Genomic DNA, 13,117 nt, shown 5'->3' on the forward strand with positions numbered 1-13,117 from the left:
CCAAGCTTCGGTTGGGCTCCACTCGACATTGGCGAAAAGCAGGAAAGTGGCGAGGTGCTCGCCGGTCTTGGCTCCGTAGCCCGGCGGAAAGAGCAGCAGGAAATGGCCGGGCCGGCGCAGCACCCAAGCCTCGCTGATCAGCTTGCCTTTTTGAGTCAAAAAAGCGGCCGGCGCGATTTGGAATTCGGCCAGCTTCAGGATGTCTTGGGTCACGTAGGCATTGAGGAATTTTGCGGCTTCGGGCCCGCTGACTTGGCAAATCTCCCCGACCGGCTCCCAGCCCAGGGCTTTTTCCTGAGCGGTAATATAGTTGGGCGACGCTGGCATCGTTTTCCTATATAATCGTAGCGATGGGGGGTCAACCCAGGGTAAAAACCTTTGCAGCGAGGAGGAGCTTATGTCGGAATCCAACCTGAAAGAACAGATCGGGCACGCCCTGGGCCGCATTGCCAGCGGAGTGGCGGTCTTGACGACCGAAGACAAGGGTCAAAGCGGCGCGATGCTGGCGTCCTGGTACCAGCAGGCGAGCTTCGAGCCGCCGATGATCAGCTTCGCGGTGAAGCGCGGCCGGCCGGTGGTCGAGATGATCCAGCATTCGAAGAAGCTGGCCCTCAACATCCTGCACACCGGGCAAAAAGACATGCTGGGCCATTTCGGCCGGGGTTTCGAGCCGGGCCAAGATCCCTTCAAGGGCATCAAGATTGAGCGGCAGGGCTTGGGCGTTCCGATCCTGAAGAATTGCCTCTGCTATCTGGAATGCGAGCTGAAGCACGAGTACGAAGCCGGCGACCACTTGATCTTCGTGGCCCAAGTCGTCAATGCCGGCAGCGAGGAAGAGGGCCAGCCGATGGTTCATCTGCGGCGGAACGGATTTAATTACTGATCCCCCCTTTTTCAAAGGGGGGAGGTCGTAAAAAGAATTTTTAGTATTTATTAGCGACCCGGACGAAACAGCTTCGACACGACAGGGCGCGGGGCCTCGGTCAGGTGGCGGCCGGTGCTGGAGGTGGCGACGTATTCCGAAGAGCCGGGCAGGGGGGTGTTTTCGGTGTTTTCCTCGGTCTTGGCCGCGGCCTCGACGGCGAAGATCATCGATTCAAAGGGAAGCGATTCCGAGCCCAGGACGGCTCCCGGGCGAATTTGAGCGGGGGGTGGGGGAAACTTACTCATATTCTTAACCTGCCTTCTTTCAAACCCCTTCTCGAAAATCCCAACAATCTGTACTTATTTTCGGTCCGTAGGCCTTGCTGAGTTGCTAGGATGCCTCAGGCTTCGCAAAAAAGTCAAACGTCCAAACCGGCGAGCCCAAGAAATAGGCTGACCCGCTAAGCGGCTCCCGGCCTGATCTGGGCGGCATCCAGCACCTTGCGATCGAGCTTGGGCAGGGCCAAGGTCTTCACTTCCTCCAGCGGGAAAAAGCGGGCTTCCTCATAGTCGGCCGAGGGCCTCAGCCGACCGGCGGCCAGGCCGCGCCAGGCGAGCGAGGTGATGCGGTGATGGGTGATCCCGTGAACCGTGGCCGGCAAGCTCTCCTGCGGCTCGAATTCCAGGCCCAGCTTGGCTTTGAGGCCGGCGCGGAGCAGGCCGGCGCCCTCGTCGCCTTCCCCGACATATTCCTGAGGCAGGGCCCACATCCCTTGAAACCAGCGCGAGACCTTGGGTTTGAGCAAGAGCACCGCCTCGCCGCGTAAGGCCACCGCCACCCCGCGAGTGAGGCGCAGGGTCTTTTGAGCCGGCGGGGTTTCGGGGAAAGACTCCGGATCGCCACTCTGGGCGGCGGCACAGAGGCCGGCGACCGGGCAGCGGTGGCAGGAGGGCAGGACCACCCGGCAGACCGTGGCGCCCAGCTCCATCAGGCCCTGGTTGAAATCGCCGGGGTCCTGGGGATCGATCAGCTCGGCGGCCAGGGCCCAAATCTCTTTCTGTAGGCGGCCTGCCTTGGCGTGGCCGCGGCGGCGGAAGATCCGGGAGAGGACGCGGACGACGTTGCCGTCGACCAAGGGCTCGGCTTGACCGAAGGCGATCGAGGCGATGGCGCCGGCGGTGTAGGGCCCGATGCCCGGCAGCTCGCGGAGCCCGCCGGCGTTTTCCGGCATCCGTCCGCCGTGTTGCTTCAGCACCGCTTGGGCGCCGCGATGCAGGAGCTTGGCCCGGCGGTAATAGCCGAGCCCGGCCCACTGGGCGAGGACGGCCTCTTCCGGCGCCTCGGCCAGGGCCCGCAAGGTCGGAAAACAGGTCAGAAATTTTTCGTAGTAGGGAATGACGGTCACGACTTGGGTCTGCTGGAGCATGATCTCGCTGACCCAGATGGCGTAGGGATCCCGCTTCCGCCGCCAGGGCAGATCCCGCTTGTGTTTTCGGTACCACTGAAGCAGTTTACGCCGAAAATTTGTCCGAAACGTTGAATGGATTTGCATCGGATCTCCCGGCTTTATGGCAAAAATCGACGTCTTTCAACATGTCCCGCATGAAAACTTGGGCAGCTTCGAAAGGACGCTGGCCGAGGCGGGCGTCGAGGTCCGCTACATCCACTCCTACCGCGAGGACTTGGCCCGGCTGAAATTGAGCGAGCGCGAGGGCTTGAGCGGCGTGATCGTCCTCGGCGGCCCGATGAGCGCCAACGACGGCGAGGAGCTCCCCTTCATCCGCGAGGAGCTGCGGCTGATCGAGGAGGCGATGAAGCTGGAGCTGCCCTTCCTCGGCGTTTGCCTGGGCTCCCAGCTTTTGGCCAAGGCCCTGGGCAAGCGGGTTTACCGCGGCGAGGCCAAGGAGATCGGCTGGTACCCGCTCTGGATGCGGCCGGAAGCCAAGCAAGACCCGCTCTTCCAGGATTTCCCCGCCAAGCTCGAGATGTTCCAGTGGCATGGCGAGACTTTCGAGCTGCCTTACGGCTCGACCCTTTTGGCTTCTTCCCAGCTTTACCTTCATCAAGCCTTTCGCTATGGAAAGGCCGCTTACGGCCTCCAGTTTCATGCCGAGATGACGCCCGAGATGATCGCCGAATGGGAGCGGGAAGGCCGGGCAGAGATCGAGCGGGCCGGCTTGAAGGCCCGCTGGGAGAGCATCGAGGCCGAAAACGACCGTCATTTGCCGCGCTTACGGAGCTTGGGCGAAGCGGCGATGCGCGGCTTCGCAAAGCTTTTGAAATAGGATCTAATCAATCAGCACTCTGTTTGACCGAGAGGTTCAAGATGCAAATGAAAAAAGGAATCGCCCTGGCCTTGGTGGCCACCAGCTTTGTCTTCTTGGGAGCCTGCGGCTCCTCGGATTCCAACGGCGAGCCCGACGGGACCCCGACGCCCACTCCGACCCCGACCTCGGCGCCCCAGCCCAATCAAGTCGTCTTCACGCCGGTCGGAGCCGAAATCGCCGAGGACTTGATCGATCTGGAGTTCCTGCCCGGCCGGAACGGCGAGTCGATCGCGATCGGCTTGGGCGGCACGGTTTATTACCTCCGGGCCGACTTCACGCCGCTGAGCCAGACGGCCAGCATCGCGGTCGATGACGACAATGAGCAGGGCCTGCTCAATGTGGCCGCCGATCCGGATTACGGCAGCAATGGCCAGATCTACCTGTACTACACCGTCGAAGGCTCGAACCCCGATATCAATCGGGTCACTCGCTACGGCGTCCAAGTCGACGTCGATAACGATACTTTCGAGCTGGTGAACGGGCAGGACATCATCGAGTTCAACAAGAACCAGGCTCCGGCCCCCGGTCCCAACCACAATGGCGGCGGCATGGTGTTCGGCGCCAATCGCCAGCTCTTCATCGGCGTCGGCGATGGCGGGGGCAGCTCGAGCTCCGACACCGACGAGGAATTGAGCCAGCTCTACGAAATCTCCCTGGGCAAGGTCCATCGCATCATCCCCAATGAGAACGCGCCGGGCTTCACGTTTCCCGACTGCCAGGTGATTCCGGAAGGCGATGACATCGATTGCGACACCGGAACCCCAACGACGGTTTACTCCATCGGCTTGCGTAATCCATTCACCTTGACCGTCGATGAAGAGTCCGACCTCTTCCTCGGCGACGTCGGCGAAGGAGCCTTCGAAGAGATCAACTGCGTCTATTTCGCCAATGAGAATTACGGCTGGCCCCATTGCGAAGGCGACTGTGACCCTCGGGTTCCCGGCTTCCAAGATCCGATCCACGGCTTCGCCCACAGCGACGAGACCTTCAACAACCAAGACCCCGAGGAGAACCAGCCCGGCGGTCCCCAATCGATCATGGCCTCGGCCTATTACTTCGGCGACCAATACGACGGCCGTTTCACCGGCAAGCTGATCTACAACGAGTTCTACGACGGCTGGGTCCGCCTGCTAACCTTGGACGCCGCCGATCGGGTGATCGGCGACGAGCACATCGGCCATCAGCGCGGGCTCACCGGCCTCCACGAGAACCCGGCCGACGGCCTGCTCTACGGTCCGGCGCTCTTCGGCTCCTCGCAGATCTTGCGGCTGGATTTGCTGCCGTAGTCGATGTTGAAATTCTTCCGCTGAATCTCCCCCCTTTGAAAAAGGGGGGCAGGGGGGATTTAAAGCCTTGGCAAATGTCTGAACGCCCATTGGCATCAATGCCATCGCTTCAAATCCCCCCTTGGTCCCCCCTTTTTCAAAGGGGGGAGACTCAATCAGGCCGGATTCGCTCGGCCCACCAGCGCCGGGCTTCCTCGGCCCCCCAGGTTTCCGTGGCCGGGAGCCTTTGCAGGGCCTTCTCCAAATCTTGGACCTTTTGGAAGCGGTCCTCGGGCGCCTTCTCCAGGCAGGTCAGGATCACTTCGTCCCATTCCGGCGGTAAGCCCGGCCGCAGGGCCGAAGGCGGCTTGGGCTTGAGCTGGAGATGCTCGAGCATCAGCTCGTAGTCGGTGCCGTAATCGAAGGGGGCTTGGCCGGTCAGCAGGAAATAGCCCAGGCTCCCCAACATGTAGATGTCGACCCGGCCATCCAATTGGGCGACTCCCATCACGCATTCGGGCGCGGTGTAGCGGGGAGTTCCCGCGAAGACACCGTCGAAGCTTTCCCGCGATCCGCGGTATTCCCGGGCCAAGCCGAAATCGAGGACCTTGACGAAATCCGGGATTTCACCGCGCTGGGTGATGAAGATGTTGGAAGGCTTGATGTCGCGGTGGACGATGCCGTGGGCGTGGGCCTCGGCCAGCGACCCGCAGATTTGCCGAAGAAAATGGGCGCAGCGGGCCGGCGGCAAGGGCCCGAAGCGCTCGACCATCCGCTGCAAATCCATCCCCTGGAGCAATTCCATCGCGTAGTAAAAAGTCCGGTTCTGGGATTCGCCGAAATCGAAAATCGTGATCGTGTTGGGATGAGTCAGCTGGCAGCAGAGCGTGACCTCTTCCTTGAAGCGGGCCAGGGCTTCCTTCGGATCCTGTTGGCGCGGCGTCAGCACCTTGACCGCGGTCGGCCGCTTGAGGAAGGCATGGGTCGCCTCGTAAACTTTGCCCATGCCGCCCCGGCCCAGCTCGTCCTTCAAGATGTAATTGCCCAAGGCCTGGGCTTGGCTCAACCGGCGGCGGAAATGATAAAGGGTCTTGGTGACCACCACCGAGATCGCGGCGAGCAGCAGGACGTCCAAAAAGCTGGTGACGACGAAATTCTGAAAGGCCTCGCCTCCGCCTTGGGTGGCCCAGAGCGCCCGAACCTCGGGCAAACGTGAATAGGCCAGGATCAAGCCCAGCGGATAAGCCAGGGTGACGCCGATGCCGATCGCGGCTTGCAGCCAAACCCGCGAGGGAACGAAGGCGGCGTGGGCGAAAAGCAGGATCGAATAGGCGAAGACTCGGGTCACGGTGGGCGAGTAGACCGAGGAAATGACGGTGATGAAGAAAATGTAGAGGGCGACGATGGCGGCGTCGAGGAGGTGAAGGGCCTTGACCGAGCGAAAGCGAAAGGACAGCAGCAAGCCTAACAAGCTGAAAGTCGGGAAGGCCCAAAAAAGGTAGGGCCGGTAGGCCGCCAGGCTGCTCCAGCCGACTTCGATCCGCCGATAGCCCAGGAGATCGGCGATGCAGACGATCAAGGAGGCCGCCAGCCCGACGCCGAAAAAGAGCCGGAGCCGCTGGCGGAGTATTTGAGCCTCCTCGGCCGTGCCTTCCTCGGGCATGCCGGGCAGGATTCTTTCGACTTTGGTGAAATCGGAATCGGCCACGAAACCCCGCCTTTGGCCTAGAATTCCCCCCTTTGAAAAAGGGGGGCAGGGGGGATTTAAAAGCGTTGAGAATGATTTGACGCAACGTTTCTAGTTTCAGCCGCCGCTTCAAATCCCCCTTAGTCCCCCTTTTCCAAAGGGGGAAACTATTAGTGCCCGGCAACTTGCTGCTTCTTGAGGAGGTTCATGCTTTGGGCCAGCTCGAGCAAGTCCACCGGAACCGCCAAGACGACGGTGTTCGAAGCGGTCGGTCCCAGGCCGTCAATGGTTTGCAGAGTGCGGAGCTGCATCGCGCCGGGGCTCTCGGCCATCGTCTTGGCGGCGGCCGCCAGATTGAGGGCGGCGTCCTTGTCGCCTTCGGCCTTGGTGATGGTCGCCCGCTTCTCCCGCTCGGCGCTGGCTTGGCGGCTCATCATCTTCTTCAATTCCTCGGGCATGTCGATGTCCTGGAGCTTGATGGTGTCGACGTCCAGCCCCCAGGCGGTGGCCTGGGCCTCGACCGCCTTGCCGATCTCCTGGCTGATCCGCTCGCGCTCGGCCAAAAGCTGGTCGAGGGTCATCTCGCCGATGATGTCGCGAAGCACGGTCAGGGCGTACTGCATCATCGCGACTCGGTAGTTCTGGACCTTGATGATCGCCTCCTCGACCTTGGAAACCCTGAAGTAGACGACGCCGTTGATCGAGACCGGCACGTTGTCGCGGGTGATGACCTGCTGGGCCGGGATGTCCATGGTGAGGATGCGGGTGTCGACGAAGATCGCGGTGTCGAGGACCGGGATGATGAAGAACATGCCGGGTCCCTTGGTCGCCGAATATTTTCCCAGCCTCAGGATGACCGCCCGCTCCCATTGGTAGGCGATCTTGATGGCGATGGCGAGGAGCAGGGCCAGGAAGAAGGCCCCGACCGCCAAGACACCGCCCAAGGCCGGGTGGACGATCGCTCCAATGCCGAAGGCGATGATCTCGCCGATGACCAAGAAGATGATGAAAAAGAGAAAATTGACGGCTTTCATGGAGCCTCCTTTGCCGGGCCCGGAATTTGCCGAAAGCTACAGCAGGAGATAGAACTCTTCCAAGGGAAATTTCGTGATGCTAGTATGCGGTCCATGCAAACCAAGCTCCGCTTGCCCCTGTTAATCCTCGCTTTTTCCCTTTTCTCGCTCCCGGTCCGGGCCGAAACGCTCAACGGCGTGGTCCGCAACGTCAACCACGGCAGCCATAGCTTCGGCCTCGACGTCCCGCCGATGACCCGGGTATACGTGACCGGCGGCACCACCTTCGAGGCTTTCGGCGAAAAATCGACCTTCAAGGACCTCAAGGAAGGCGATCGGGCCGAAGTGCAGGGCCGCAGCCCCGGTCCCGGCGTCTTCCACGCCACCAAGGTTTCGGTCTCGGCCAACCTCGAGCCGGTCAAGGAGATGGGGACCAACGAAGTGTCGATTTTGCCCGGCCAGAGCTTCCTCCTCGGCGTCAACCAAGTCGCGGTGATGCGGGAGGAGGGCAAGGACATCCTCAAGATCCGCTCGACCGAGTTCATCAACACCCTTTGCAAGGGCGGCTACGACTGCAGCGGCGAGGGCGAGGTCGGCATGCGGATGAAAGTCAGCGTCAAGGGCAAGGGCGAGGAAGAGATCATCCTGACCTCCAAAAACCATCGCAAGCCGACCAGCCCGGTCAAGGTCCAGCTCGGCGAATTCGAGATCCAGCTCATGGAAGCCGGCGAAGACGTGGTTTCCTTGGTGGTTCGCAAGGGCTAGCTTGACTTGGATTTCGGCCTGGACTAACGCGCTGGGTCGATGGCCTGGCTTCGCGCCAAAACCTGCGTCCTCGTGCTCTTTGGCTTGATCACCTTCGGCCAAGCCTACCCCTATTCCTACGCTTGGGCCGAGGGCCGTCATGCTCAATGCGGTTGCAACGAATCCGGCCGCAAGTGCATCCACGGCTGCGACCTCAAAAAGAAGCGGTCGAGTCACGATCATCACGCCGCCATGGGCCACGGCCACCACGGCCATCATGGGACCGAGCCGGCTCCAGCCGCCAAGCTCGACTCCCCGGACGAGGACAGCCGGTCGCTTTGGGTCAGCCCCGACTGCTCCAAGCAAAAGAAACGGGAAGTCCTCGATTTCCGCGGCGACCCCTTCGTCCCCCAGATGGTGACCTTTTTTCTTCCCCTTCATTCGGTCGAATGGGCTTCCGACGCCGAAGCTCGGCTTGTTCAGCGGATCTTCCTGCCCGACCCGCCGCCGCCCAAGGCCTAAGCCTCCTTCAAATCCATTAATCGAAAAATTTTGCCGATAAGGACACTTATGCGACGCCTATTCGCGCTCGCGGCCTTGGGGCTCTGTCTGGCGACGGGCTTGCCGAAGGCCGGGGCGCATCACGTGTCGGGTCACGGCGGCGGAGGATCGAGCTACTACAATCCTTTCTCCAGCTCGTCGCGCCCGCCGCGGACATTCTTTTCCTTCACCTTCACCGCCGACTCGCTCGACCAGGGCTTGGGCCAGGTTTACCGCTATCAGCTGGCCGGCGAATACGCCTTCAGCCGGCGGATCAGCGCCGGCGCCCGGCTGCCCTTTCTTTCGATTCGGGAAAAGTTCCTGCCCGAATCGGATTCGATCGGCGACGTGGCGGTCAGCGTGAAGGGACTGCTCTGGTCCAAGCCGGAGCGGCGGATGAATCTCACCCTGGGCCAGGGCTTTTCCTTTCCGACCGGAAATGAGAGCCGCGGCTTGGGCGCGGGCGTGGTCTTAGCCTCGCCTTACCTGAATTACACCATGGCGCTCGGGCCGGTCGACTACTACCTCACCGTGGGAACGACGGTGGGGCTGGCCAGCGAACCGGCGCCGAGCATCGACTACAACACCGGCTTCAACATTCCCTTGTTCAAGGAAGACATCCCGGTTCACCTGTTCATCGCGCTCCAAGGCTCGACGAGCTTCGGTGACGATGTCTTCACCAATGGATCGACCAAAGCCTATCTCACGCCGGGCTTCATCTTCTTCCTTCGCCAGGACCTGATCGTCACCCTCGGTGCCCGGGTCTCGGTGATCGACACTTTGGAAGTGAAACCCGGCATTGCATTGGCCAAGTCCTCGACCGCGCTGCTCAGCGACGTCGAGGCCGGCTTCAACTTCAACATCGATTATTTCTTCTAAGGAGAAACCATGAAACGCTCACTGAAAACTTTGATCCTCGCCGGCGGCCTCGTCGCCCTGGCCAATTGCAGCGGCAACCAGCTGATCGACGACAGCGATCCCAACCTTTCGGGCCCGATCGGCAATCTCGCGGTCGCCACCGTCCATCACCTCGAGGACGACGGCGGGCTGGCCGCCGATCCGGCCGGCACCAAGACCCTGACCAACGACCAGGGCTTCACCGTCGTCCTCGAAGAGGCCGCGGTGAACTGGAAATCGCTGAAGCTGATCTCTTCCGGCGACGATCCCGAGTGCGTCGGCGGCGGCGACCAGGACATCGAGATCGAGAGCGCCGAGGACCTGCTCGGCGAAGACCTGATCGCGAACATCCTGACCGAGCAGGAAATTCCTCAAATCGCTTACTGCTCTTGGCAGATCACGGTCGCACCGGGACCGGAAGGCGCGGCCTTGAAGAACCACGGCGGCGAGGACCATGGCAGCGGCACCGCCAATCCGCCGATCGCCGAGACCTTCCACCTGGCCGGAACTTGGAGCAAGGATGCCGCCAGCGGCGAATTCCACCTCCACTCGACCGAGCCCTTGGTGCTGCAGGGGAATTTCCAGGCGGCCCACGACGGCGAGGTCATCGACCATCCGCTGCACTTCCATGAGGGTGAAGTCGAGAAGCAGGTCACCTTCGGGATCAGCTACGACCTCTTGCTGAAGGGCCTCGATTTCTCGGCCCAGACCGAGGAGCAGCTCGCCGGTCAGGCGACGGTCAACTTGGGCCTGGCGATCCACCAGCACCTGGGCGAGGCGGCCAGCCACTGAAGACCGATAATCTCCCCCTTTGAAAAAGGGGGATTAAGGGGGATTTAAAGCGGTTGCTGGAAGAAAAAAACCGAAAAACCGAATCTCATTGCTTGCAACGGCTTTCAAATCCCCCCTGCCCCCCCTTTTTCAAAGGGGGGTAAGATGAATTTTTCAGCGACGATGAGCGAGCTCCGCTTATTTGAGAAGGGCCGCGATTCGGGAATGGCTTTTTCCGGAATATTTCCGCATCGCCGCCAAACCCTTCTTGGCTTTTCCGGTCCAAGAGCGGCCTCGTTCCCGCAAAGCTTCCCAGGCCAGCTGAACATCGCCCGGCCTTTCCTCGGCCAAGGCTTGGAGAATTTGGGCGGCTTGGCGCAAATCCTTCTCCACCTTGGTCTGGAAGGCGGCGGCCCGTTCTTGTGAAGTGATCAGCTTGTGCAGGGCGAAACGGCCGGGCGCCGGAACATTCACCAAAATGCCGCCGCCGTCGACGACGGCTCCGGCCAAGCTCTCTTCCAGCAGGTAATCGAGATAGGGCAGGGCTTGGGCGGCGGCATTCCAGCGCGGGACCGGCACCCAGGATTTGGGCTGGCGGAGCGAACCCGGAGTCAACAGATCAACTCGGAGGGCCTGGCCCCGGACCTTGAAGGAAGTCGAAGGCTGGGAATGATGGAGCGGCGGTACCGGAAGGAAGCCCATCGCCAGGCTTTCGAGAATTTTCGGCACATCCGAAGCCAGCTCCGGCACCGCGATCGGCAATATCGGGTCGGCGGCGATGTCAAGGTCTTGAGTTCGCAGCCCCGCGCCTTCCCAGCGATAGCCCAGCAAATTTCCCAGGACCGCGAAGGCATGGGTTCCGACCAGGACTCCGCCCAGCTTGAAGACACCGCCGTCGGAAAGGGCCTTGAGGACTCGGGCCGAGGCGCCGTCGCTGGTCAAAGCGCCGCCGGCGCGGAGCTGGGCGGCCAAGCGCTGGAAGGCTTTCGTTTCTAGCCGGGTCTCGGCCCGTTTTTTTTGAAATCCGGCCAAGGCCCGCTTGAGCGCCGGGCTTTCCTTGCCCAGGTAAATCTGGCGAAGCTGGCCGCCGGGATCGGAGTACTGGAAATAATGATAGGTCCCGCCCTTGACGATCTTGGTGGTGAAGGAGCCGGCGAGGTGGCCGACCGAGCGCTCGGCTTCGGCCGCGGTAAGCCGCTCCAGGAATTCGGCATAAAGGGTTTGAGTTTCGAGAGGTAGCTTTTCCATCGGTTATACGTAGCTTTAGGATAATCTACGTATAACCGGGCCGCCGGTCAAGCTCAGCCCTTCAGATCGCGTTGGCGCCGGATTCGCCGGTCCGGATGCGGATGACCTGCTCCATCGGCACGACGAAGATCTTGCCGTCGCCGATCTGGCCGGTCTTGGCGCTTTGCTCCAGCGTTTGGACCACCTTGGCGACCTCGGCGTCGTTGACCACGACCTCGAGCTTCAGCTTGGGCAGGAAGTCCACGACGTACTCGGCGCCTCGGTAGAGCTCGGTGTGGCCCTTCTGGCGGCCGAAGCCCTTGACCTCGGTGACGGTGAGGCCCATGACGCCGGCCTGCTGCAAGGCTTCTTTGACCGCGTCGAGCTTGAAGGGTTTGATGATGGCTTCGACTTTTTTCATAGGCGGGGCCTCCTTCGAATTGCCTTTATACTACTCCTCCAAGAAAGCTTTCAACTCATTGTGATGGCGCCTTCCATCCTCGAATCCGAGCTCGAGGAGCCGGCCCAGGTAGGCCGGGGTGAAGCTGATATAGGAGAGGAAGTCGACGCCGCTCTCGGGGTCGACGTCGAGGAACCGGATCAGGAACTTCTCGAAGGTGCTCAAGTGCTTCCGGTCGGCGTCGCGGTAGCATTCGCGAAAGAGCTCGGCAACGTCGCGCGAGGGCCGGATCCGCAGGGCCTCGATCTTCTTCAGGCCCCGGTCGGCGAGGTCGCCGCGGGCGCCCCGGCGCTGGATCCGCTTGTTGACGTCCTTGAGGAAATCCTTGCCGTAAAGCTCCTCGGCCCAGGCGATGATCTTGTTGACCCGGTGGAGCTGCTCCATGTCGTAGTGGATCTTGTCGAGGAAGACCGAGTTCATCACCCGGCCCAGCACCTGGCCGAGGGCGGCTTGGCGGCCGAGCTCGCCGCGCATCGGCGCGGGCTCGTTGGGGCCGGCCCGGTGGTTGAGGCCGATGACCAGGATCTTGTCGGCGCCCAGATGGATGGCCGGCGAGAGCGGCGTGTTCAAGCGGAGGCCGCCGTCGGTGTAGGCGACGCCGTCGATCAGCACCGTCGGGAAGATCACCGGAATGGCGGCCGAGGCCCGGGCATGCTCCGGCCTAATCTTGGTGAAGTGAACGACGTGGTCGCCATGATACTCGCAATCGGGATGCTTCTGGACGAAGAGCTCCATCCGGCCGGTGAAGACGTTGGTCGCGACGATCGAGAGGGCCTGGACCAGGCCGGCTTTGATGTTCTTGCTGATCATCTTCCAGGGGAAGAGAGTCGAGATGAAAGGCAAGAAGGGCTCGGTGTCGAGGAAGCCCGGGAAATGGAGCGCCTTCTTTCCGCTGCCGCGAATGAAGTTCCAGAGCACGCTGGCCGAGCTCTTGGTGACGAAGCCCAGCACCGCCTTGATGTTGGTGCGATAGATGTTGGCGTCGCGGACGTTCTGCCAGAGCTCGCGGAGCAGCTTGGCCTGGAGCTCGTAATCGTGGGCGGTGGCCACCATGAAGCAGGTGTTGATGGCGCCGACCGAGGCGCCGCATTGGACGTCGAAGTGGCGGCGCTTGATGGGGGCCGGCATCATCGTCCGGATGTAGTTCAGCACGCCGGCCTCGTAGGCGCCTCGGGCGCCGCCGCCGGAGAGCACCAGCGCCAGCTTGGGTGGGGCATGGACCATGCGTCAATTATAGCCTGAAGGGTCGGGGCTTCGGCGAGCGAAAGGTTTTGACGCGTCACGCCGGGGGACCCCGCCCGGCCACCCGTTCGTCGCCAGA

The 13,117-nt window shown here is 61.8% G+C and carries 15 protein-coding genes; 7 read left to right on the forward strand and 8 right to left on the reverse strand.

Features of this window, described 5'->3' with window-relative positions:
• Nucleotides 1-327: hypothetical protein (locus VJR29_00995; GenBank protein HKY61971.1), on the reverse strand; the 327-nt coding region annotated here is incomplete at its 3' end.
• Between the two features lie 70 nt (nt 328-397).
• Between VJR29_00995 and VJR29_01000 the strand changes: the two genes are divergently transcribed.
• Complete coding sequence (locus tag VJR29_01000) at nt 398-883, forward strand: flavin reductase family protein (protein HKY61972.1); 486 nt, start codon at nt 398-400, stop codon at nt 881-883.
• Between the two features lie 50 nt (nt 884-933).
• Here the strand turns inward: VJR29_01000 and VJR29_01005 are convergent, their stop codons facing one another.
• Together VJR29_01005 and mutY are read right to left on the reverse strand one after the other, a co-directional pair.
• Nucleotides 934-1,170: a hypothetical protein gene (locus VJR29_01005; GenBank protein ID HKY61973.1), complete on the reverse strand. Its 237-nt coding sequence runs from the start codon at nt 1,168-1,170 to the stop codon at nt 934-936.
• A 155-nt stretch (nt 1,171-1,325) separates the two neighbouring features.
• Entirely contained in the window at nt 1,326-2,417 is a 1,092-nt protein-coding gene (mutY, locus tag VJR29_01010) for an A/G-specific adenine glycosylase (protein HKY61974.1), read from the reverse strand.
• Between the two features lie 16 nt (nt 2,418-2,433).
• Here mutY and VJR29_01015 point away from each other — a divergent pair, with 16 nt between their 5' ends.
• Together VJR29_01015 and VJR29_01020 are read left to right on the forward strand one after the other, a co-directional pair.
• A complete protein-coding gene (locus VJR29_01015; GenBank protein HKY61975.1) occupies nt 2,434-3,150 on the forward strand; it encodes a gamma-glutamyl-gamma-aminobutyrate hydrolase family protein in 717 nt (238 codons plus the stop codon).
• Nucleotides 3,151-3,197: 47 nt separating this feature from the next.
• Nucleotides 3,198-4,478 (forward strand): PQQ-dependent sugar dehydrogenase, encoded by a 1,281-nt coding sequence (locus VJR29_01020; GenBank protein ID HKY61976.1) that lies wholly within the window; start codon nt 3,198-3,200, stop codon nt 4,476-4,478.
• A gap of 151 nt (nt 4,479-4,629) precedes the next feature.
• Here the strand turns inward: VJR29_01020 and VJR29_01025 are convergent, their stop codons facing one another.
• Nucleotides 4,630-6,165 carry a serine/threonine-protein kinase gene (locus VJR29_01025; GenBank protein ID HKY61977.1) on the reverse strand — a complete coding sequence of 512 codons (1,536 nt, stop codon included), beginning with the start codon at nt 6,163-6,165 and terminating at the stop codon, nt 4,630-4,632.
• 149 nt (nt 6,166-6,314) lie between these two features.
• A complete protein-coding gene (locus VJR29_01030; GenBank protein HKY61978.1) occupies nt 6,315-7,178 on the reverse strand; it encodes an SPFH domain-containing protein in 864 nt (287 codons plus the stop codon).
• Between the two features lie 93 nt (nt 7,179-7,271).
• Here VJR29_01030 and VJR29_01035 point away from each other — a divergent pair, with 93 nt between their 5' ends.
• The 4 genes from VJR29_01035 to VJR29_01050 are packed head-to-tail and all read left to right on the forward strand — an operon-like array spanning nt 7,272 to nt 10,130.
• Nucleotides 7,272-7,922: a hypothetical protein gene (locus tag VJR29_01035; GenBank protein ID HKY61979.1), complete on the forward strand. Its 651-nt coding sequence runs from the start codon at nt 7,272-7,274 to the stop codon at nt 7,920-7,922.
• 39 nt (nt 7,923-7,961) lie between these two features.
• Nucleotides 7,962-8,423 (forward strand): hypothetical protein, encoded by a 462-nt coding sequence (locus VJR29_01040; GenBank protein HKY61980.1) that lies wholly within the window; start codon nt 7,962-7,964, stop codon nt 8,421-8,423.
• A gap of 48 nt (nt 8,424-8,471) precedes the next feature.
• Nucleotides 8,472-9,320, forward strand: coding sequence for a hypothetical protein (locus VJR29_01045; protein HKY61981.1), 849 nt, complete (start codon nt 8,472-8,474; stop codon nt 9,318-9,320).
• A 9-nt stretch (nt 9,321-9,329) separates the two neighbouring features.
• Complete coding sequence (locus VJR29_01050; GenBank protein HKY61982.1) at nt 9,330-10,130, forward strand: hypothetical protein; 801 nt, start codon at nt 9,330-9,332, stop codon at nt 10,128-10,130.
• A 177-nt stretch (nt 10,131-10,307) separates the two neighbouring features.
• On the opposite strand, the gene VJR29_01055 is transcribed toward VJR29_01050, so the two are convergent.
• The 3 genes from VJR29_01055 to VJR29_01065 form a co-directional block, all read right to left on the reverse strand.
• Nucleotides 10,308-11,357 carry a GSU2403 family nucleotidyltransferase fold protein gene (locus VJR29_01055; protein HKY61983.1) on the reverse strand — a complete coding sequence of 350 codons (1,050 nt, stop codon included), beginning with the start codon at nt 11,355-11,357 and terminating at the stop codon, nt 10,308-10,310.
• 61 nt (nt 11,358-11,418) lie between these two features.
• Nucleotides 11,419-11,757: a P-II family nitrogen regulator gene (locus tag VJR29_01060; GenBank protein HKY61984.1), complete on the reverse strand. Its 339-nt coding sequence runs from the start codon at nt 11,755-11,757 to the stop codon at nt 11,419-11,421.
• A gap of 30 nt (nt 11,758-11,787) precedes the next feature.
• Complete coding sequence (locus VJR29_01065; protein ID HKY61985.1) at nt 11,788-13,020, reverse strand: patatin-like phospholipase family protein; 1,233 nt, start codon at nt 13,018-13,020, stop codon at nt 11,788-11,790.
• Between the last annotated feature and the right edge of the window lie 97 nt (nt 13,021-13,117).

The organism is bacterium, assembly GCA_035281585.1.
Taxonomy (GTDB): Bacteria; UBA10199; UBA10199; order DSSB01; family DSSB01; genus DATEDP01.